Source organism: Streptomyces sp. 1114.5 (genome assembly GCF_003635085.1).
Taxonomy (GTDB): Bacteria; Actinomycetota; Actinomycetes; order Streptomycetales; family Streptomycetaceae; genus Kitasatospora.
In genome coordinates, this window is record NZ_RBXE01000001.1 from 3,960,282 (window position 1) to 3,979,333 (window position 19,052).

General features: G+C 69.9%; 22 protein-coding genes. 12 read left to right on the forward strand and 10 right to left on the reverse strand.

Annotation, left to right across the window (positions count from 1 at the left end):
- Nucleotides 1–67 precede the first annotated feature (67 nt).
- Complete coding sequence (locus BX285_RS17740) at nt 68–190, forward strand: Imm1 family immunity protein (protein ID WP_398900972.1); 123 nt, start codon at nt 68–70, stop codon at nt 188–190.
- Between the two features lie 78 nt (nt 191–268).
- Here BX285_RS17740 and BX285_RS17745 read toward each other — a convergent pair whose 3' ends face one another.
- From BX285_RS17745 to BX285_RS17755, 3 genes are read right to left on the reverse strand one after another with little or no spacing between them, the layout of a single operon-like run.
- A complete protein-coding gene (locus BX285_RS17745; protein WP_121175648.1) occupies nt 269–1,576 on the reverse strand; it encodes a site-specific integrase in 1,308 nt (435 codons plus the stop codon).
- On the reverse strand, nt 1,576–1,761 hold the full coding sequence (locus BX285_RS17750; protein WP_121175649.1) for a helix-turn-helix domain-containing protein: 186 nt from the start codon (nt 1,759–1,761) through the stop codon (nt 1,576–1,578). The genes BX285_RS17745 and BX285_RS17750 overlap by 1 nt, the downstream gene beginning before the upstream one ends.
- The gene (locus BX285_RS17755) at nt 1,758–3,434 is read right to left on the reverse strand and encodes a replication initiator (protein ID WP_183107090.1); all 1,677 of its coding nucleotides are present in this window, start codon (nt 3,432–3,434) and stop codon (nt 1,758–1,760) included. The genes BX285_RS17750 and BX285_RS17755 overlap by 4 nt, the downstream gene beginning before the upstream one ends.
- Nucleotides 3,435–3,762: 328 nt before the next feature.
- Between BX285_RS17755 and BX285_RS17760 the strand changes: the two genes are divergently transcribed.
- The 7 genes from BX285_RS17760 (at nt 3,763) to BX285_RS17790 (ending at nt 9,040) form a co-directional block, all read left to right on the forward strand.
- Nucleotides 3,763–4,149, forward strand: a complete 387-nt coding sequence (locus BX285_RS17760; RefSeq protein ID WP_259470563.1) for a winged helix-turn-helix domain-containing protein — start codon at nt 3,763–3,765, stop codon at nt 4,147–4,149.
- Between the two features lie 649 nt (nt 4,150–4,798).
- Complete coding sequence (locus BX285_RS17765) at nt 4,799–4,996, forward strand: hypothetical protein (RefSeq protein WP_121175651.1); 198 nt, start codon at nt 4,799–4,801, stop codon at nt 4,994–4,996.
- Nucleotides 4,997–5,005: 9 nt separating this feature from the next.
- Nucleotides 5,006–5,410, forward strand: coding sequence for a type II toxin-antitoxin system VapC family toxin (locus tag BX285_RS17770; RefSeq protein WP_045932145.1), 405 nt, complete (start codon nt 5,006–5,008; stop codon nt 5,408–5,410).
- A gap of 618 nt (nt 5,411–6,028) precedes the next feature.
- Nucleotides 6,029–6,619: a hypothetical protein gene (locus BX285_RS36855; protein ID WP_147465184.1), complete on the forward strand. Its 591-nt coding sequence runs from the start codon at nt 6,029–6,031 to the stop codon at nt 6,617–6,619.
- 45 nt (nt 6,620–6,664) lie between these two features.
- Nucleotides 6,665–7,111 (forward strand): hypothetical protein, encoded by a 447-nt coding sequence (locus BX285_RS39490; RefSeq protein WP_398900974.1) that lies wholly within the window; start codon nt 6,665–6,667, stop codon nt 7,109–7,111.
- Entirely contained in the window at nt 7,096–7,500 is a 405-nt protein-coding gene (locus tag BX285_RS17785) for a hypothetical protein (RefSeq protein ID WP_121175654.1), read from the forward strand. Before BX285_RS39490 ends, BX285_RS17785 begins: the two co-directional genes overlap by 16 nt.
- A gap of 607 nt (nt 7,501–8,107) precedes the next feature.
- On the forward strand, nt 8,108–9,040 hold the full coding sequence (locus BX285_RS17790; protein ID WP_121175655.1) for a hypothetical protein: 933 nt from the start codon (nt 8,108–8,110) through the stop codon (nt 9,038–9,040).
- Between the two features lie 51 nt (nt 9,041–9,091).
- Here the strand turns inward: BX285_RS17790 and BX285_RS17795 are convergent, their stop codons facing one another.
- From BX285_RS17795 to BX285_RS17815, 5 genes are all read right to left on the reverse strand, one after another.
- Entirely contained in the window at nt 9,092–9,442 is a 351-nt protein-coding gene (locus BX285_RS17795) for a hypothetical protein (protein WP_147465185.1), read from the reverse strand.
- A gap of 163 nt (nt 9,443–9,605) precedes the next feature.
- The gene (locus BX285_RS17800) at nt 9,606–10,934 is read right to left on the reverse strand and encodes a hypothetical protein (protein ID WP_121175657.1); all 1,329 of its coding nucleotides are present in this window, start codon (nt 10,932–10,934) and stop codon (nt 9,606–9,608) included.
- On the reverse strand, nt 10,934–11,251 hold the full coding sequence (locus BX285_RS17805) for a type VII secretion target (protein WP_121175658.1): 318 nt from the start codon (nt 11,249–11,251) through the stop codon (nt 10,934–10,936). The genes BX285_RS17800 and BX285_RS17805 overlap by 1 nt, the downstream gene beginning before the upstream one ends.
- A gap of 217 nt (nt 11,252–11,468) precedes the next feature.
- Nucleotides 11,469–11,882: a peptidase inhibitor family I36 protein gene (locus BX285_RS17810; protein WP_121175659.1), complete on the reverse strand. Its 414-nt coding sequence runs from the start codon at nt 11,880–11,882 to the stop codon at nt 11,469–11,471.
- 175 nt (nt 11,883–12,057) lie between these two features.
- Nucleotides 12,058–12,411, reverse strand: coding sequence for a hypothetical protein (locus BX285_RS17815; protein ID WP_259470564.1), 354 nt, complete (start codon nt 12,409–12,411; stop codon nt 12,058–12,060).
- 151 nt (nt 12,412–12,562) lie between these two features.
- On the opposite strand from BX285_RS17815, the gene BX285_RS17820 reads away from it, so the two are divergent.
- A complete protein-coding gene (locus tag BX285_RS17820; protein ID WP_121175660.1) occupies nt 12,563–13,414 on the forward strand; it encodes a helix-turn-helix transcriptional regulator in 852 nt (283 codons plus the stop codon).
- A 13-nt stretch (nt 13,415–13,427) separates the two neighbouring features.
- The gene (locus BX285_RS17825; protein ID WP_121175661.1) at nt 13,428–13,625 is read left to right on the forward strand and encodes a DUF397 domain-containing protein; all 198 of its coding nucleotides are present in this window, start codon (nt 13,428–13,430) and stop codon (nt 13,623–13,625) included.
- A 6-nt stretch (nt 13,626–13,631) separates the two neighbouring features.
- On the opposite strand, the gene BX285_RS17830 is transcribed toward BX285_RS17825, so the two are convergent.
- Together BX285_RS17830 and BX285_RS17835 are read right to left on the reverse strand one after the other, a co-directional pair.
- Nucleotides 13,632–14,327: a sirohydrochlorin chelatase gene (locus tag BX285_RS17830; RefSeq protein ID WP_121175662.1), complete on the reverse strand. Its 696-nt coding sequence runs from the start codon at nt 14,325–14,327 to the stop codon at nt 13,632–13,634.
- The gene (locus BX285_RS17835; protein WP_097238884.1) at nt 14,327–15,451 is read right to left on the reverse strand and encodes a uroporphyrinogen-III synthase; all 1,125 of its coding nucleotides are present in this window, start codon (nt 15,449–15,451) and stop codon (nt 14,327–14,329) included. Before BX285_RS17835 ends, BX285_RS17830 begins: the two co-directional genes overlap by 1 nt.
- Before the next feature lie 192 nt (nt 15,452–15,643).
- Here BX285_RS17835 and BX285_RS17840 point away from each other — a divergent pair, with 192 nt between their 5' ends.
- Both BX285_RS17840 and BX285_RS17845 read left to right on the forward strand, forming a co-directional pair.
- Nucleotides 15,644–17,797, forward strand: coding sequence for a molybdopterin oxidoreductase family protein (locus BX285_RS17840; RefSeq protein ID WP_121177608.1), 2,154 nt, complete (start codon nt 15,644–15,646; stop codon nt 17,795–17,797).
- Complete coding sequence (locus BX285_RS17845) at nt 17,794–19,038, forward strand: NAD(P)/FAD-dependent oxidoreductase (RefSeq protein ID WP_121175663.1); 1,245 nt, start codon at nt 17,794–17,796, stop codon at nt 19,036–19,038. The genes BX285_RS17840 and BX285_RS17845 overlap by 4 nt, the downstream gene beginning before the upstream one ends.
- The last annotated feature ends 14 nt before the right edge of the window (nt 19,039–19,052 follow it).

The window sequence follows — 19,052 nt, forward strand, 5'->3', positions numbered from 1 at the left end:
GCCGATCCTTGATCCGCGGGCTGTATCAGATCCGGGTGAACCAAGGTTTCACGACCCGAGAAGCTGTCTGCCGGTGCCCGAGGTGCGCGCAGCTCTTGAAGAATTCTGTCGAATGGGCACGGGCAACCGTCCAGAGTGCATTCGCTGGGTCTGCGGATACATGAACGGATATCGCCTATACGAACGTTAGTGGCAAACGGAAGTGGCCCCACCGAATCGTTTCCGGTGGGGCCACTTGGCGTCTTGACGGCAGTAGCTGACGGCAACGTCAGCGGACGGGTGTTGCACAAAGCGGTGGGTCGTCGCCGTCGTCGGGGTTGGCGACGGCTTCGGAGGACTTGCCGAGGGTGCGGCCGAGGAGGTCGATGGCGTCGCGCTGGAGGCGGAGGCGGACGTGTGCGTACACGGTGGCGGTGACGCCGATGTGGGCGTGGCCGAGGAGTTCCTTGATGATGACGAGTTCGACGCCCTGTTCCAGGAGGAGGGTCGCAGTCGAGTGCCTCAGGTCGTGGAAGCGGATCTGGCGGAGGTGCGCGCGGAGGAGGATTGCGTTGAAGTGGCGGGTGAGGGTGGCGGGTTCGATGGGGTGACCGTCGGGCCGGGTGAAGACGTGGCCGCTGTCCACCCAGCTCGCGCCGGCCTTCTCTTTCTCCTGGGCCTGCTGCCCCCGGTGGGCGCGGAGTGAGAGCAGGCAGGGGGTCGGTAGGGCGATGCGGCGTTCGGAGCTGATTGTCTTGGTGGGGAGGGTGGTGAGGCCGCCGGTTCGGGTGCGCTGGAGGGTGCGGCGGATGCTGGCGGTGCCACTGTCGTGGTCGAGGTCTTCCCAGCGCAGGCCGAGGAGTTCGCCCTTGCGGAGTCCGGTGCGGAGGGCGAGTTCGAACAGGGCGTGGAGGCGGTGGCCCTGGGTAGCGGTGAGGAAGGTGCGGGCTTCGTCGGCGGTGAGGGGTTCGAAGCGACGGGGCCGGGGTGTGCCGGTGCGGACGTTGCGGGCGACGTTGCGCGGGATCTCTTCCTCGCGGACTGCGTGCTCCAGGGCGGACTTGAGCACGGAGTGGATGTAGGCGAGCGTCAGCGGGGAGAGCCGCTTGCCGCAGCACGTGCCAGTCGCGCAGCAGCGGGGCTGGTCGCGGGCGGCGTCGAGGCCGCGTGCGCAGCACTGGCAGGTGGTCCGGAGCCCGTTCAGCCAGGTGCGGACGTCCTTCGCGGTGAGTTTGGCGAGCTTCTTTTTGCCGAGACCGGGGACGAGGTAGCGGTTGGTGCAGGTGGTGTAGCGGGTGTGGGTGTTCTCGCGGAGCTGGTGGACGGCGACGTTCTCCAGCCAGTACGTCAGATAGGCGGCCAGGCTGCCCTGGGCAGTGACGACGGGGACGCCGCGGTTGCTCGCCGCGATCTTCTCGGTGAGCTTGGCGAGGGCGTCCTTGCGAGTGGCGCCGTAGACGCTGACGCGCTTGCTGGTGTTGCCGGGGGCGAGGACGTATCCGGCGGCTTCCCAGCGGCCGTCCTTGCGCTGGTAGACGGTGCCGTCGCCGTTGGCGCGGACCCTGCGTGAGCTGGTGCTGGCGTCGGGGGTGATCATCAGGCTGCCTGTTCGAGTTGGTGGTGGACGAGGGCGGTCAGGGCGTGGGTGGGGATGCGGCGGGCGCGGCCGATGGTGATGGAGGCGAGCTGTCGGGTGCGGATGAGGTCGTGGACGGTGGAGCGGCTGATCTTCAGGCGCGCCATGACCTCGGGGACGGTCAGGAGCTCGGCGTCGGCGGTCACTCGGTCACCTCCGCCGGGGCGGCGGTCAGCGGGTCGGCGGAGTGGCCGGTCCGGTCAACGGGGCGTTGCGCCTGCCGGGGACGGGCTGATTGCTCGGGTCGGGGCTTCGGTGCGGCGGCCAGGAGGTCGGTGAGGTGCGCGAGTTCGGGCAGGAGGCCGCTTCCGGTGTACTGCCAGTGCGAGATCACCAGGGTCGTGTCCGTGCCGACGCGCCGCCCGCTCCTTGTGCGCTGACCGGCGCGGTGACCGGAGTCGGGGTCGGTGTGACCGGCGGTCAGGTCAGCGCGGTCACTGCGGTCACTCTGCTGGTCAGTGACCGACCGCCCCTCGCCAGCCCGCTCCTGGGCGTCGTCTTGACGGGTGCGCCAGTTGGTGCGTTCGGCGCGGAGTTGGGTGAGGGTGGTGGAGTAGCGACGGGTGCGGGTAGAGAAGTGGCCTCGGAAGCCGAGCATGTGGGCCCACTGCCGCAGGCGGAGGTGGGCGTGCTGGAGTTGGGCTCCGAGGTGCCAGGCGGTGTGGATCATGCGGCGGGCGTGGTCGGTGAGGTCGTGCTGGGCGAGTTCGGCCAGGAAGCGCAGTCGGCGGTCGAGGGTGCCGGTGGTGGTCTCGGCGCCCTTGGTGGCGTACTTGGCGATGTAGGCGGCGACGTGCCGATCGGTGACGGGGCCGTCGCCGGTGAAGTCGGTACTGCGGATCGCGCGGACGTCGATCTGCCGACCGAACCGAAACACCGTCGGCGTCGGCGACTGTGCGGGCTCGGCCTCCCCTGCCCCGGCCCGGTGCTGGTGCCGGACGCGGGCCCGCTTCGCGGCGGCGCGGACGGCGTGGTCGAGGAGCGCGGTGGTGGCCCAGGCAGGCGGGGCACTGGCGGGGCCGGTGGGTCCGTCGATGCGGATGACGGTGTGGAAGTGGATCTGGCCGCGCTTCTGGTACTCGGCGACCTTGGCATAGGACAGGGTCGCGTGGTGGCGCAGGGTGCGCTGCGTCAGCCCGGCGGCGTTGGCGATCTCACGCCGCAGGTGGGTCGTGAAGCGGGCCCACAGAGCGGGCGCGTGGGCGTTCCACAGCACCGCGCCGGCGTAGTCGTATCGATCCGGGTTCAACGGGGTGCCGAGGAGCGGGTCACCGTCGGCGTGCCGGGTGCCGCAGGTGCAGGGGGCGGCACCGGGCTGGTTGTGGACAGGGCCGAAGCCGGGGGCGGTGAGCGTGGCGAAGACCCGGGGATGGGCGGAGACGCTGGTGGGGACGGTCTTGCCGCCGCGCAGTCCGGCGGCGATGAGCTGATAGGTGTCATAGCGGTAGACGTTCGAGCAGGACGGGCAGCGGGTGGCGCGGCGGTTGCCGCAGCGCTGCAGGAGTTCGCCGGCGGGCAGGTGGCGGGTGTCGAGGTGCTCCAGGATCTGGCCGGTGGCGGTGTCCAGGCGGGTGCGGTGTCCGGCCATCCGGATCGGGCGGGCGCAACCGCCCAGCGAGCCGATCTGCCGAGCCAGGGGCGCGAGGTAACCGGTGGCGGCGAGCTTGGCCAACCGGGCCGTCAGCCGCGCCCGGCGTTCCAGCGCCGAGTCCCTGTTCGCGGACGTGTCGGCGCCCCTAACGAGCGACGGTGCGGCGGACGCCCCGTCAGCCGGAGCGGAGGTGGTTGCGGGGGAGAGGAGTTGGAGCTGTGCGGGCATGGGGACAGACCTCCGGCAGGAGTCGAGAGAAGAGGAGAGGTGAACCGAGTGGCCGGCGCGCGAGGGAACGGCGGGCGCGGGCGGTGGGCCGGGGGCGTCTGGCCTGGTCAGCGGTGGTGTTCACCGGCGGTGCGTGAAGGTAGCATCGCTTCAAGTGCGCATTCAAGTGCATCCCTCCTCATCTGTTTCGGTGGGTGGTTCGGATGCGGGTACTGTGGCCTGGTTTTCCGGTTTGGACGGGCCGGGTTTCGGTGGTAGTGGCGCAGAGAGGGCGGGGTGACCTGCGGTGACGGTGGGGCGGCGGGGGCGTAGACCGGCGGGCGGCACGGTGCTGCTGACGTTCGAGGTCATCGCCGAGGCGCTGCGGGAGCGGATCCGCTCCGGTGGGCTGAAGCCGGGGGACGCGTTGCCGACGCAGGCCGTGTTGATGGCGGAGTACGGGGCTTCCAGCCTGTCCGTGCAGAAGGCCATGGCCCTGCTGAAGCAGGACGGCTACGCGATCTCCCGGCCCGGCAAGGGAGCCTTCGTCGCCCACCCCGACGCTGACGCCGACGGTGACTCAGGTGACGCGGAGGCGGGGAACACGCCCGTCGGTGGGACGGCGGCCCGCGTCGAGGCGCTGGAGCTGGCACTGGCCGAGATGCTTGATCAGCTCACCGCCCTGCGTGCCCGCGTCGACGCCCTTGAAGCAGGCAGCACCGAACGAGGCCGCTGACCCTCCAGCCCCAGGACGGCCAGGGGCTGGAGCTGTGCGTCCAGATTTTCTCTACGAGGTTCAAGGCGGGCCCCGCTCGCCGGAGCGGGCCGCCGTCGCCGACGAGCCCGCCGTTCACTGCGGGCAGTCAGCCAAGCTGGAGGTGGCGAGTCGCCCCGGCGGCTGGGGCATGATCCGGGGCTGCGGGAGCGCACCCGGCTGGTCGCCAGGCTGACCGTAACCGGGCTGCTGGTGCAGCAAGTTGTGCGGTAAGCGTTGCTTACCCCGAGCCCCGGCCAGCCGGAGCAAGTTGTGCCCTATGGACTCCTTGCCCGCGCCGCGGAGCAAGGTGTCGCCTGCGACCGCCCTACGGCCGGATCGCGGGCACAGGGTCGACCAGGGGGCCGACCCTCGACGCGCGCCGCCGGGCTCACCGGGGGCGGGGCTCGCGTCGCCTCCGGCGGGGAGCGAAGCTCCCGGCGGATCCCCTCCCGGCCCGGCCTCCGCGCCTCCGCGCCGCCAAGCCGGGAGCCTTCCTGTGAGCGCTGACCACGGGCGGATGGACGGCTGTTCGGGTGGCGGCACGGTCGAGTGAAAGCCCGGTGTCCCCGAGAGCCCCGCCCCGTATGCTGAGCCTGTCAGCCCGCAGCATGCCCCGGTGGAGGTCCCGATGAGCACACCCAACGCGGACCACCCCGCCTACCCGCCGATCAGGCCCCGCCTCTCGGTCGAGGAACTGCTCGCGGCCAAGAACACCCAGCCGATCCACTCCCTGGACGATCTCGCCGCCGACACTTTCGAGTCGGATCAGGAGCTGGAGGAGTTCCTGGCCTTCACGTACGCCGAGCGTCACCGCGACGTGGCCTGAGCCGCCGCCGTGCAGCCCGTCATCCTCGACACCGACGTTGCCTCGCTGACCCACAAGCGCAAGCTCACCGGTCCGCTGGCCACCCGCCTGATCGGCCGCCGTCCGCTGATCACCTTCGTCACCTTCGGCGAGCTGACCAAGTGGACCGAGATCCGTCACTGGGGCACCCGCAGCCGCCAGGAACTGGCCGACTGGCTCTCCGGCATCCCGATCCTGCCCGGCGACGAACCCGTCGCGGCGATGTGGGGCCGACTGTCCGCCGCCGGCATCCAACGCGGACGCCCGCGCCCGATCAACGACATGTGGATCGCCGCCTGCGCGCTCACCTACGACCTGCCGCTGGCCACCCTCAACCTCAAGGACTACGAGGACTTCCAGACCCACCACGGCCTGCGCATCCTCGGCACCGAGTAGCCGACGCGGCGAACGCCGACGCGTCATCCGAACCGCACCAATGGTCTATACCTCTGACGGCAGCGCTGACGGCAACAACCACGCACGCCAGGGCACTTTCACGGACGCCAGCAGAGCACCAAATCGCCGTTGACCTGCATAAACGCAGGTGGGGAGGGGTCGCGTAGCACACGTACTATGTGCTCGCCGGATCGACGCCGGTCCTAGTTCACAATTGTGGTCCAGTATTTTCCAACCGCTATCCGGAGCGACTTGAGGGCGAGATAGGTTTGATGAAACTGGTCGGCGCTGCCCCGTTGGAGGCTGGTTCTTCTGAGTTCGGCGCGGCCATGGCCGGGAGCGGGAATTACATCTGGTCGGTCGATACGGCTGGCAAGCTTAGGATCATTGAGGGGGGCTTCAACCATACCGTGCTCACAGGAGGGCTGACGTTGTCGGCGCTGGAGGCGTCCGCGTCTCGAACGGGCAGATAATACACCTCGACAACAGGACAGGTCACTATCTTCCTTTTGAAGATCAGGCGGCTCAGGCATTGCAGAATGGCGTGGACGCGTTCAGGAATGCGGGCGTTCATGTTCCAGACAGCGTAACGTTTAATCTCGGAGGAGAACCGAGGCCGTGATGACCGAACCGCTAGAGCTGTATGAGCGGCTACGTGCAGATAGTCCGGCGGACTATCGCGCATGGATAGCCGCGAACGTGCCCGCAGACACACACCTTCAGGCATGGGGTGCAGTCAATGATTTGCTGAAGACGGACGCAATATACGCGCTGGCTGATCCCGATAATCACCCGCGGGGGGATTTCGACCGTGCCGTCGAATTTGTGATCGCCGGCATTGAATCCGGGCGAATTCCGGCGTTCATGGGAGTCAACTGGCTGGGCGTCTATGTAACGACAGCTGATCGGTTTGGCTGGACCATTGAGCATTCGAAACTCAGTCCGGACAACTTCGGGCGGCGCATTCTGGCATGCCTTCCGCTGGAGCGATCCGAGGCATCCAAACTTGCCGAGCGACTGCGCATTGAAGGGCGCCAGCGAGAGGCCGGCATCGGGCTAGATCTGGACACATGGTCGGCCATGAGGTCGGTCAGGCTGGAACTGGAATGGGCCGTGCCGCGGATAAAAGATCTACAACTCGCAACCACGGCGAAGGAATGGCTCGAACTCATATGCCATATCGACGCCTTGATCGATCGAACGAGCTAGCTTCGATTTAGTGCCAGAAGCCCCGCCAGATTACAGATCTGGAACCTGACTGTTAGTCAGCTCCATACGTACTATGTGCTGACAGGGGCCACGCCGATCCTCGTGCACAATTGCGGAGGGGACCTCTTCCGGAGTGACACGCGGGATCCCTCGGAGATTTTCCAGAACGGGTTCAAGGCACTGGGCGATAATATGGATCTCCCTGAGCGTGTGGCAGGTGTATCCGGCACCTACACCCCTCCCTCCGGATTCGTGTCAACAACCACATCAGAGGCACGTGTGATCAGTCGTGGTGGGAACGTCTACACCATTCGCGGTGTCACAGGCAGGGATGTAAACAAGGATATCTCGGACAATCCACTCTCACATGAGCGCGAGATAGCCGTTCCGCATGAGATTGACACCAGCTGTATTGTCGGATGCCGACTCCGGGATGGGACATGGGTTTCTGAATCCGAACTTCAAGGAGTGACACAATGGGCGAGCTCGTGAGTCTTCTGGCTGGAGGACCTGATGGTAGGTCCATGCAGCTGAGCCTTGAGCTCTCCGATCAGATGCCGACCACGCTTCGCATGAAAGTGGCCGACTCTGTGTGGCAGGAATTCCAGGCGTCCAATTGGTTCAATTGCCTGCTTGAAGCCCGTCTCACCTTGGAGGCTGGAGGATTTTTCCTGTGCTGCCAGGGCGCCAGGCCCGACGTCTTTCCGTCCGGCATGTTGCAGCAGATGAACCTCGGAAGATTCGCCTATCACTTGCAGCCTGACGTGCCGCTTTCGGAAGATGATGTCGTCGATATCTTTGCGCCGGCAGATATCTCAGAAGTGGCGAGCGTCGAGGATCAACGGATCGCGGTGCTCAAGTTTTTCAAGATCTCTAAGTAGCGGGAGTCAAGGGTCGTTCCCAACGGTACTGAAGGGGATTTTTTAAAACCGCCAGTGGCCCCGGCGGAGCATATTCCGGTGGGGCCACTGGCGGTTTTGACGGCAATAGTTGACGGCAACGTCAGCGGACGGGTGCTGCACCAAGCGGTGGGTCGGCGCCGTCGTTGGGGTCAGGGGCGGCCTCATAGGCCTTGCCGAGGGTACGGCCGAGGAGGTCGATGGCGTCGCGTCGGAGGCGGGACGTGGGCGTACACGGTGGCGGTGACACCGATGCGGGCGTGGCCCCAACAGCTCCTTGATCGCGACCGGTTCTACTGACCTGGCATCATGAGCAGTACACCGGCTGGGATCGGTTCAAGGCCTGGATCTGCAACTTGTCGTCGACCGACGGCACCACGGCCCCGGCGGGCGGATCTTCGCGGCCCCCGGGTGCTTGTAGCGCACCCGGGTGTGGCGGACAATCCGCAGTTCGTCGTAAGACAGGCCAGGGGCCCGCGGGCAAGACTGTCTTCTGCATGTCCATGCGGATCACCGGCAGTTCTGCTCTGCCGCTCGGATCAACAGCACGCGCCATTCGCACTCCCACACCACCAGAAGGTTGGAAGCGATGCACCTCCGTGCCACGACCCGCAAACTCCTCCTCGCCGGCCTGGCGCTCGCCCTCGGCGCCGCCCCGTTGCTGGCCGTCCCGGCCCAGGCCACCACCTCTACGGTCGCTCTCGCACCGGTGAGCGCGGCCGCGTCCGTCGCCCTGCCGGGCGCCCGAATCTCCGTGTCGACCGCCTTGTTCGCGCTCTCCCCCGACCGGAGCGGTGTCTTCAACTGGAACGGCGCCACCTGGACCCAGGTCGGCGGCCCGGCCGCCACCATCGTCTCCGGCGGCGGCGGGCTGGTCGCCACCAACCCGACCAGCGGGGACCTCTACGTCTACAACGGGAGCCCCAACAGCTGGTCCAGGATCGGCGGGCCGGGCAAGCAGTTCGCCCTGGACGGCAGCCGCCACGTCTTCGGGCTCAGCCCCGACGGCAGCGGTGTTTTCGTCTGGATGGGCGGCACCAACTGGAACCAGATCGGCGGCCCGGCAAGCAGCATCGCCGCCGGCGGCAACACCCTGATCGCCACCAACCCCAGCACCGGGGACGTCTGGCGCTACGACGGCACCGGATGGTCCCGGATCGGTGGCCCTGGCGCCCAGTTCGCCGTGGACGACGCGGGCCGCGTCTACGGCCTCAGCCCCGACCGCAGCGGCGTCTTCCAGTGGCAGGGCGGTACCGACTGGACCCAGGTCGGCGGCCCGGCCGGCAGCATCGTCGCGGGTGGTGGTGGCACCCTGCTCGCCACCAACCCCACCACCGGGGACGTCTGGCGCTACAGCGGCGGGAGCTGGTCCCGGATCGGTGGCCCCGGCGCCGAGTTCACCATCGACGGTGCCGGCCACGTGTACGGCCTCAGCTCCGACCGCAGCGGCGTCTTCCAGTGGCAGGGCGGCACCGACTGGACCCAGGTCGGTGGCCCCGCCGCCTGGCTCGCCGCCTCCTGAGATTCGACGACGACCCGGGCCCGCCGCGCCACTCCGCGCGGCGGGCCGTCCTCACGTGCCGCCCGTGGCTCGAACGTAGACGTCCGCCGCCCCCCGGCGGCCGCCGGGCCGGCGCACCACGAAGACCTGCCGCCCGGCCTGCCCCTCCGGAACCAGCGCGCCCTCCGCCGGCTCGTCGCCGGGGAGCGCCGCCCTCAGGTCCTCCGGCAGCGGGGCGGCAGTGCCAGGCTGCGGCAGGTCGTACGTGCTGAGGAAGTCGTCGACGTTGACGTCGTCCCCGCCGTCGATCCCGTAGTGCAGGTACGCGACCGGCACCCCGCCAACGGTCCGGGCGAGCACGGCCTCCGCCGGCACGTAGTACCGCCCCTTCTTGGGATGCTGGTCGTGATGCAGCCCCGCCACCCGCTCCGCACGGTCGCTGTCGGTCTCAGGCTGATCGCCGAACCGGAGGAACCCGGTCGCCCCCCACCAGAGGCATCCCACGGTGACCAGGATGCAGAGCCCGAGGAACGCGCCCAGGACTCCACGCCGCAACGGCCTGCGATCGGGCCGGCTGTATGTCATGTCAGAGCTTCCTGCTCCTGGTCTTGCTGGTTCCCCCCATGTCGAACTCCCGGGCCAGTCCGGTGCGGTGGAGGCGCTGGATGTCCTGGTCCGTCACCCGTCCCACCCCTGGCACATCGGTGCTCTTCCCGTTGTCCCAGTTGTACCGGTCGCGGACGTTCGTCCTGTAAGTGACGGTCACCTCGGGTGGAGCGCCGGGCGACGTCGGCTTGACCTCGACCTTCGCTTCGGTGTTGTAGTGGAAGGAACCAACCGCGTAGAACCAGTCCTTGCTGCTGTCCGGCGTTGCGGACATGGGTTGCCAACCGGTCTGCTGGACCAGCGCGACGGGTTTGCCCGTTCGTCGGTACTCCGCCAGGGCCTCTGCCTCCCAGCCGCTGAGGTTTCCGTCCAGCGTGGTGTTCACGCTCTGCTGGAAGTCGGGGATGTCCTTCAGCATGTCCTCGACGTTCAGGTCCAGCGGCTCGCCCGTGCCGGAGAGGTAGTGCGCCATGTTGGCGCTGGCATGTGTGCCACCGGCCGCGAATGGCATGGCGGCGATTCCGGCCCCCAGCGTGGCTGCCAGCTTGTGGTCCTTGTCGGTCGGGCTCTCGGTGTTGTAGTCACCTGCGCCCCGGTCGTAGGGATCGGGCGGCAGCAGCACCCCGCCCTCACCCCCGAAGACCTTCGGTAGGGCGCGTGCCGCGGCCAGATCCTCACTCACCACCCGCTTCGTCCAGTCATCGAGGTGGCGGTAGGCCACTGCGTCGTCAATGCGATCCAGCTCCTGCCCCGCCGTGTTGCTGACATCGGCCGCGTACTTCTTGGCAGCCGTCAACAGGTTACGGATGTCTCCGGCAACCGCGGCCAGGCGACGGGACTCACCCAGGCTCTCCGGGTCGTTGCTCCCGCTCAACCAAGCCGGATAGCCGATGTCGCCGTCGTCCTTGATCGTGAGGTCGTTGGCATGAGCGAGATCGTCCGCCTCGAACACCCACCGGCGAGCCAGGGCCAGACCTGCGGCGGCATTCACCAGGGTGAGCCGAGCAGCTTCCATCTCCTGCTCGGCGATGGACAATTCGTCAAGCAGGTCGGACAGCACCCGGCGCCCCAGGTCGGCGGCGTCGCCGCTCCAGCCCTCCTGAAGCGTGGAGAGCACGTCGACGGCGAGATAGCGCGCGGAGCCAAGGGCGGTCCCGACCTTGTCCCACTCTTCTGCTGCCCGATGGAATGCCTCGGGGTCACAGGACCGAATCTGCTGCAGTGTGACTGGCTTCGCGAAGTGACGCTCGTGAACGGGTTCGGCGACCTTACGGCGGCCGTCCGGAGCCTCGTCGTAGACGGACGGCATCAGTTCTTGCCATCCAACAAGGAAGCGGCGTTCTGCAGTTGCTCGGCAACGGCGGCTTCCTGTCGATAGTAGTTGGCCGCCGTGATCCGAAGCCCCTCAGCGAGCTTCCTCATCGCGTCGGTGATCCTGCTGGTCTCCGCGGACCAGTGGCTGGTGCACGCGCTGAGGGACGATCCGATGGTCCAATCGCTGTGTCGGGTTGCAGCCGCCGCCGACTCACCGAAGCCGGTGTCGGACTGTGCGACCTTGTCTGCTCCCTCATCCACCTTGGCAGCCGCTACGGGGAGCCGCTCCGGCTCCGATATGTACCCACCCATCCCGTGCCTCCCCAAGCTTGGGTAACACTCCTGGTTCTCACGCTAACGAGAGGGCAGCGGCGGGCGCAGGTGAACGGGATGACCCGTGAGGGAGCCCGACCCATGCCTTCGTCGGCCGGCGTGCCATCCGGACGGGTGTGTTGACGGATGGCGGTTCAGGAAGCCCGCAGGGCCTCCACGTGAGGTGGAGGCCCTGCGGTTTCCCTCGGATGGTCTGTCAGGAGAGCAGGCGGGCGTCGTTGTTGGCCGCGCCGTTGAGGGATCCGGCGTAGCCGGCCGGGTAGGACAGCCAGAAGCCGTCGCTGATCTTGTCGACCCACACCGTGTGGTCGGTGTTGTTCACGATCGAGGCGGCGTTCTGGTAGATGGTCTGGCCGTAGCCGGAGCCGTTCGCCCAGTGGGCGAAGGTGAAGTTGTGCAGGTCGACGTTCTGGCCCGGGGACCAGTTCTCGAACGAACCCCAGCCGACCCCGGGAGAGTTGTAGTACAGGCAGACGGTTCCGTTGGGGCAAGTCTCCACCCCGCCCGGACCTGCGGCGTAGGCGCTGCCGGTGGCCATGGCCACCGCGCCGGCCGTCAGTGCCGCTACCGCTGCGAGCCTGGCCGCACGCGGTTTGATCGTGATGCGCATTCCGTACTCCCGTCCCAAGTCGACAGTGCAGGAAGGCCGGTGGGTGCGGTCCGATGTCGACCGGTGCCCGTTCGAGGCCTCGAACAGGCTGGCACGGCAGTCTCGTTGGCGCCATGGTTTCGCACGGTTCCGCTTGTGGACACATCCGGAGACGGCGGCACCGGTTTCGGAGGGCTCAGGCGGCCTCGGCCCGGCTGGTGGTGGCGGCACCCGGCTGGGCGAGCCAGATCAGCCGGGAGGTGATCCCGGGCCGCCCGGCGAAGTGCCGGACGGCCCGGTCGGGGGAGGAGAGGGTCAATCGGGCCCGCCCGTCGATGCCGATCACGTGCGCTGACCCGTCACCGTTGGCGAATCCCCAGGCCACCACCCACCCGTCGGCGTCCGCAAGGCCTTCGTCGGACACCTGGACGACGGCGAACAGCCGGGGTGCGGTGTCGAGCACCAGCTCGCACAGCTCCTGTTCGAAGGCCTGGTCGACCACCAGTTCAGGCGTGACCGGGTGCGGGTTTGGTGAGGGCGTAGCGGTCATGGAAGTCTCCTGCCTCAAGGCATGGGTGAGCTACCGGACAGCACTCTTGGTAAGTGATCCACGCCATACGGTAGCGCCAGCGTGGCATACTTTCCATGTAGTCCATTGAAGACTTGCTATTTCACTCCGGCTAGTGAACGGGAGGATCGCGATGGCATCGAGCGATGCCCCGACGTTGCGTCAGCAACGTCTCGGCGTTGAGCTGCGCAAACTTCGCGAGAACGCTGGGCTCAGCTCAACTGCCGCCGCAGCTCTCGTCGGTGTGAGTCAGGCCCACATGAGCCGAATCGAAGCCGGCCGCTACGCCGTGAGTGCGGATCGTGTACGCGCGTTCGCTCGCGCGTACACGTGCACGGACCAGAACCTGATCGACGCTCTGGCCGGGATGACCGGTAGGCGGACTCGGGGGTGGTGGGAGGAGTATCGTGACATCCTGCCGCCGAGCATGCTCGATCTTGCCGAGATGGAACACCACGCGACGGCGATGCGCATCGCCTCAGTAGTTCATATTCCTGGTCTCCTGCAGACGGCTGACCAGGCGCGTGTGCTCGCCGGCAACCTCGTACCGCCTCTGGTGCCGCACGAGGTGGAACACCGGGTGTCGTACCGGATCAAACGGCAGGTCGTCCTCTATGGCCAGCGGGCTATCCCGCTCACGGCGATTGTCCATGAAGCGGCCCTGCGGATGGCCTTCGGCGGCCCGGCCGTTGCGCGGGAACAGCTCAGGCATCTCATCGAGGCGAGCACGCACGAAAACGTCTCGGTTCTCGTAATTCCCTTCGGTGCAGGCACGTTCCCGGGTTCCGGGCAGTCCATCGTCTACTGCTCCGCAACAGTGCAGCAACTCGACACCGTGCAGCTTGACACGTATCACGGCTCCGAGTTCCTTGATGCCCATGCGCAACTGGTGAGGTACCGGAAGGTCCTGGACATCATGGAAGCCTTCGCCCTCGACCCCGTGAAGTCACGTGATCTCATTGCCCGCATCGAGAAGGACACCTGAGAGGAAGCGCGCCATGGAACGCCTCAACTGGCAGAAGTCCAGTTACAGCTCTGAGTCGGCCAACTGCATCTACCTTGCCGCAGCTCCTGACCGCGCCATCAAGCTCCGTGAGAGTGATGACCCCGGCACCATCATCACCACCACTCCTGACGCGCTTCGGGGCTTCCTTGGCGGCGTCAAGGCGGGCGAGTTCGACCACCTGACGGCGTAGGGCGGCTCAGGCGGCGGACCTCAGGGGTATTGCCGCTCGGGCTTGGTCATAGCGGTGGAGGACCAGCCGGGCCACGGCGGGGTGGGCGGCCAGGGGGGCGGTGGTCCAGGCTGCTCCGGTACCGGTGGCGCGGCGGGCGAAGAAGCCGGGGGAGAGGAGGTAGGTGGCGAGGGCGACGGCGGGGTGGCCGGCGGCTTGGAGGGTGGCGACTGCCTGGCGGGGGGTGGGGGTGGCTGCGGAGAGGTGGGCCGGGGTGACGTCGCGGCCGAGGCGGGTGGCGAGGAGGTGGGCCATTCGCTCGGTGTCGGCGAGGGCGGTGGGGTCGGAGGAGCCGGCGCCGGCCAGCACCACTGGGGCCTGGGGCGGGGCTCCGCTCTCGGTCAGGCGGTCGGCCAGGGCTTCGGCGAGCAGGGGGTGGGGGCCGAGGGCGGGGGCGAGGTGGGTGCGGGGGAGGCCGGCCGCTGCGAGGGCGGCGGGGAGGTCGACCCGCAGGTGGTAGCCGGTGCCGAGGAGCAGGGGGACCAGGATCGGCTGGCGGCCTGCGAGTTGGGCGAGGGCGTCCTCAAGCGAGGGGCGTGCGAGGTCCAGGAAGCAGCAGCGGACGGGCAGTTCGGGGCGCAGGGTGCGCACCACCCGCAGCAGCGCCCGTACCGAGGTGACCGCTGCCGGGTCTCGGCTTCCATGAGCGACGGCGAGCAGCATCAGCCCGCCGCCAGCCGATAGCCCCGCTTGGGAACGGTGCGGATCAGCGCCGCGTGCGGCCCGAGGGCGGCGCGCAGGCGCCCGACCGCCGCTTCGACGGCGTGTTCGTCGGCGGTGGCGTCCGGCCAGGCGGCGCGCAGGAGTTCGGCGCGGCTGAGGACCCGGCCGGGGCGTTCGGCGAGGGCGCGGAGCACGGCGGCGCCGCGCGGGCTGAGCCAGTGGCTTTCGCCGTCGACCAGGGCGGCGTTCCCCTGGAGGGTCAACCGCTGCCCGGCGAGGTCGACTTCACGTCTGGTGCGGACCGGCAGGACCTCGGCGAGCAGTCGGACGAGGGAGCCGAGCCGGCCGCGTTCGGGGTGGACGGCGGGCAGTCCCAGGTCGGTGAGCGGGCGGGCGCACAGGCTTCCCACGCACACCGGCAGGACGTCGGCGCGCAGGGCGTCGATCAGCGCCTCGTACAGCCCCTCGCTCTCGGCGGCGGCCAGCAGTGCGGTGATCGCGGGCGCGCTGGTGAAGGTGAGGGCGTGCACCTGGCGGCGGACGGTCTGGTCGAGGAGTCTTCGTACCGCGCCCGGGTCCTCCGGGGGCGCCCAGCGGTAGACCGGGACGGAGATCACCTCGGCGCCGCGTTCGCGCAGCGCGGCCGCGAAGGCGTCGAGGCGGACCCCGTGCTCCTGGACGGCGATCCGGCGCCCGGCCAGGGGGCGGGCGAGCAACCAGGTGAGCAGTTCGTCGGTGGCCTCGGTGCCGGGGGAGTAGCCCTCGTTCAGCCCGCTGGCCCGGACGGCGCCGGTGGCCTTGGGGCCGCGGCTGAGCACCACTGCGCCGCGGCAGGCCTCGGCGAGGGCGGCGCCGCGGTCCCAGCCCTCGGCCGCGCTCATCCAGCCGCGCCAGCCGACGCCCGTGGTGGCCACCACGTAGTCGAGCGGGCCCGTCAGGCAGCGGTCGGTGGCCTCGCGCAGGGCGAGGTCGTCGGCGAGCGGCAGGATGCGCAGCACCGGCGCCTCGACCACCTGGGCGCCGCGCCGGGCGAGCAGGGCGGTGAGCTCCTCGCGGCGGCGGGCGGCGGTGACCCCGATGGTGAAGCCGGTGAGCGGTCCGGGCTGGGTGAGGGTTGCTGCCATGCGGGTCAGCCTGCGGCGAGGGTGTTTCGGGGGCGTTGCCCGGCCGTCACCCGACGGTAAGCGAAAGTGCCGCTCCGGTTACGGCAGATGTCCGGCCGTGCACCCCGGTGCCGGAATGTCGTGAGCGAGGCGTACCGCGGCCGCAACATCCGTGACCCGGTCGTGAAACAGCGGGCCGTCACCTTTCTCGGCATGACGCCGACCAGCACCGCCGCCCCCGCCACGGCCCCCGCCGCGGCCACCGACACGCACTGCCCGTACTGCTCGCTGCAGTGCGGCATGCGGCTGGCGACCGGTGTGACCGGAGGCAGCGGAGGAGTCGAGGTGCTGGAGCGCCCGGACTTCCCGGTGAACCGGGGCGCGCTCTGCGGTAAGGGCCGTTCGGCGCCCGCCCTGCTGGCCCGGGACGTCCGGCTGACCGGCCCGCTGTTGCGCGACCGCCCCGGCGGGCCGCTGCGCTCGGCCGGGTGGCCGGAGGCGCTGGACCGGGTCGCCGACGGGCTGGCGCGGGTGCGGGCCGAGCACGGGCCGGACGCGGTGGGTGTGTTCGGCGGCGGCGGGCTGACCAACGAGAAGGCGTACCTGCTGGGCAAGTTCGCCCGGGTGGTGCTGGGCACCGCCAACATCGACTACAACGGCCGGTTCTGCATGTCCTCGGCCGCCGCCGCGCACCGCCGGGCCTTCGGCCTGGACCGCGGGCTGCCGTTCCCGCTGGAGGACATCCCGCACACCGGCTGCCTGATCCTGGTCGGCGCCAACCCGGCCGAGACGATGCCGCCGGCCGTCCGCTACTTCCGCGAACTGCGGGAGAACGGCGGCCGGTTGATCGTGGTCGACCCGCGCCGCACCTGCACCGCCGAACTCGCCGACCTGCACCTGCAGCCGCGCCCCGGCGGGGACCTGGCGCTGGCCCTCGGCCTGCTCCACCTGGTGATCGCGGACGGCCTGGTGGACGAGGAGTTCGTCGCCGAGCGGACCACCGGCTTCGAGCAGGCCCGCGCCGCGGCGATGGCCCACTGGCCGGACCGGGTGGAGCGGATCACCGGTGTCCCCGCCCACCGGCTCCGCGAGGCGGCCCGGATGTTCGGCGAGGCGGAGACCGGCATGGTGCTCACCGCGCGCGGCCCCGAGCAGCACAGCAAGGGCACCGACACCGTCGGCGCCTGGATCGATCTGTGCCTGGCCACCGGCAACTCCGGCCGCCCGTACAGCGGTTACGGCTGCCTGACCGGCCAGGGCAACGGCCAGGGCGGGCGCGAGCACGGCCAGAAGGCCGACCAACTGCCCGGCTACCGCTCGATCGAGGACCCGGCGGCGCGCGCCCACGTCGCCGCCGTCTGGGGCGTCGACCCCGCGACGATCCCCGGCCCGGGCAGGTCCGCGTACGAGCTGCTGGACGGCCTCGGCCGGCCCGACGGCGTCCGGGCGCTGCTGCTGGCCGGCTCCAACCCGGCGGTGTCCGCGCCGAACGCCGGGCACGTCACCGAGCGGCTGCGCTCCCTGGACCTGCTGGTCGTCGCCGACCTGGTGCTCTCCGAGACCGCCCGGCTCGCCGACGTCGTCCTGCCCGTCACCCAGTGGGCCGAGGAGGACGGCACCACCACCAACCTGGAGGGGAGGGTGATCCTGCGCCGACGCGCCCTCGACCCGCCGGAGGGCGTGCGCAGCGAACTGTGGGTGCTGCGCGAGCTGGCCGCCCGGCTCGGCGTGCCGGCGGGCTTCCCGGCGGACGGCTTCCCGGTCGAGGCCGAGCGGGCCTTCGACGAGCTGCGCCGTGCCTCGGCCGGCGGCGACGCCGACTACGCAGGCATCAGCTACGCCCGGATCGCCGCCGAGGACGGGGTGTTCTGGCCCTGCCCGTCCGCCGACCACCCGGGCACCCGGCGGCTGTTCCTGGACCGCTTCGCCACCCCGGACGGCCGGGCCCGCTTCGCCGCCGTCACCCACCGCCCGGCCGGCGAGGAGCCGGACGCGGCGTACCCGCTGTACCTGACCACCGGCCGGGTGCTCTCCCAGTACCAGAGCGGCGCGCAGACCCGCCGGGTCGCCGAGCTCAACGCGGCCGCGCCCGGCCCGTACGTCGAACTGCACCCCCGGCTCGCCGAACGGCTCGGGATCGCGGACGGCGAGCCGGTCGCGGTCACCAGCCGGCGCGGCCGGGCCGTCGCCCCGGCGCGGGTCACCGACGCCATCCGGCCGGACACCGTGTTCATGCCCTTCCACTGGGCGGGCGCCGGCAGGGCCAACAGCCTCACCAATCCGGCGCTCGACCCGGTGTCGCGGATGCCGGAGTTCAAGCTCTGCGCGGTGCGGGTGGAGCCGGTCCTGAAAGAGGTGACGACGTGACCCCGAGGATCGCCGTGGTCGGCGGCGGCATGGCGGCCGCCCGCTTCGCCGAACGGTACGGCGCGCTCGGCGGGCCCGGCACCGTCACCGTGTACGGCGCCGAGCCGCGCGCCCCGTACAACCGGGTGCTGCTCGCCGAGGTGCTGACGGGGCGCTACGACGCCGAGTCGATCGCGCTGCCGCTCGGCGGGGCGACGGCCCGGCCCGGGTGCGAGGTGGTGGCGCTCGACCCGCGGGTCCGGACGCTTCGGCTGGCCGACGGCAGCACCGAGGCCTGGGACGAACTGGTGCTGGCCACCGGCGCCAACCCGGTGCTGCCGCCCGTCCGCGGACTGCGCCGCGCCGACCGGCACGGGCCGGCCGGGGGCGGGCACACGCTGATCGAGGGCGTGCACACGCTGCGCACCGTGGAGGACTGCGCCCGCCTCGCCGAGGAGGCCGTCGGCGCCAAGCGGGCCGTGGTGATCGGCGGCGGGGTGCTCGGGGTGAGCGCCGCCCGGGCGCTGGCGGCGCTCGGCGTGCGCACCGAAATCGTCCACCAGGCACCGCATCTGATCGAACGTCAACTCGACGGTGAGGCGGCCGAGGTGCTGCGGGAGCGGCTGCGGGCGCTCGGCGTCGAGTGCTACACCGGCAACCGGGCCCGGGCCGTCCACGGCGGCGAGAGGGTCGGGGCGGTGGAGCTGGCCGGCGGCTACCGGCTCGACTGCGACCTGGTCGTGCTGGCCTGCGGCACCCGCCCGCGCACCGCGCTCGCGCACGCCGCCGGACTGCCCGTCGCCACCGGCGTGCTGGTGGACGACGCCCTGGCGGTCGCCCCGCACGTGCACGCCGTCGGTGACTGCGCCGAACACCGCGGCACCGTCCACGGATTGGCCGGCCCCGCCTGGGAACAGGCCGACGTCCTCGCCCGCCGCCTCTCCGGCGCCGAACCGGACGCCCGCTACCCCGGCACCCGCCCGCGCGCCCGGCTCAGCACCGGCGGCCTGGAGTACGCGGCCTTCGGCACCGTGGACGAAACCCTCGACCCGGGCCTGGACGTGCTGCGGCTCACCGACGCCACCCGCGGCAGCTACAAGAAGCTCGTCCTGCGCGGCGACCGCCTGGTCGGCGCCATCCTGCTCGGCGACCTGGCCACCGTGGACGCGCTGGCCGGCGCCTTCGCCGACGACGGCGCACTCGCCGGCCACCCCCTGCACCTGCTCACCCAAGGAACTGCGATGACTGGAGACATGCGTTGACCACTGACCACCGC

What these genes read in the sequence shown, in the direction of transcription:
- BX285_RS17745 (WP_121175648.1), bottom strand. Translation starts at nt 1,576, where the DNA reads ATGATCACCCCCGACGCCAGCACCAGCTCACGCAGGGTCCGCGCCAAC.
- BX285_RS17755 (WP_183107090.1), bottom strand. Translation starts at nt 3,434, where the DNA reads ATGCCCGCACAGCTCCAACTCCTCTCCCCCGCAACCACCTCCGCTCCG.
- BX285_RS17765 (WP_121175651.1), top strand. Translation starts at nt 4,799, where the DNA reads ATGAGCACACCCAACGCGGACCACCCCGCCTACCCGCCGATCAGGCCC.
- BX285_RS17785 (WP_121175654.1), top strand. Translation starts at nt 7,096, where the DNA reads ATGGGCGAGCTCGTGAGTCTTCTGGCTGGAGGACCTGATGGTAGGTCC.
- BX285_RS17790 (WP_121175655.1), top strand. Translation starts at nt 8,108, where the DNA reads ATGCACCTCCGTGCCACGACCCGCAAACTCCTCCTCGCCGGCCTGGCG.
- BX285_RS17800 (WP_121175657.1), bottom strand. Translation starts at nt 10,934, where the DNA reads ATGCCGTCCGTCTACGACGAGGCTCCGGACGGCCGCCGTAAGGTCGCC.
- BX285_RS17805 (WP_121175658.1), bottom strand. Translation starts at nt 11,251, where the DNA reads ATGGGTGGGTACATATCGGAGCCGGAGCGGCTCCCCGTAGCGGCTGCC.
- BX285_RS17810 (WP_121175659.1), bottom strand. Translation starts at nt 11,882, where the DNA reads ATGCGCATCACGATCAAACCGCGTGCGGCCAGGCTCGCAGCGGTAGCG.
- BX285_RS17815 (WP_259470564.1), bottom strand. Translation starts at nt 12,411, where the DNA reads ATGACCGCTACGCCCTCACCAAACCCGCACCCGGTCACGCCTGAACTG.
- BX285_RS17820 (WP_121175660.1), top strand. Translation starts at nt 12,563, where the DNA reads ATGGCATCGAGCGATGCCCCGACGTTGCGTCAGCAACGTCTCGGCGTT.
- BX285_RS17825 (WP_121175661.1), top strand. Translation starts at nt 13,428, where the DNA reads ATGGAACGCCTCAACTGGCAGAAGTCCAGTTACAGCTCTGAGTCGGCC.
- BX285_RS17830 (WP_121175662.1), bottom strand. Translation starts at nt 14,327, where the DNA reads ATGCTGCTCGCCGTCGCTCATGGAAGCCGAGACCCGGCAGCGGTCACC.
- BX285_RS17835 (WP_097238884.1), bottom strand. Translation starts at nt 15,451, where the DNA reads ATGGCAGCAACCCTCACCCAGCCCGGACCGCTCACCGGCTTCACCATC.
- BX285_RS17840 (WP_121177608.1), top strand. Translation starts at nt 15,644, where the DNA reads ATGACGCCGACCAGCACCGCCGCCCCCGCCACGGCCCCCGCCGCGGCC.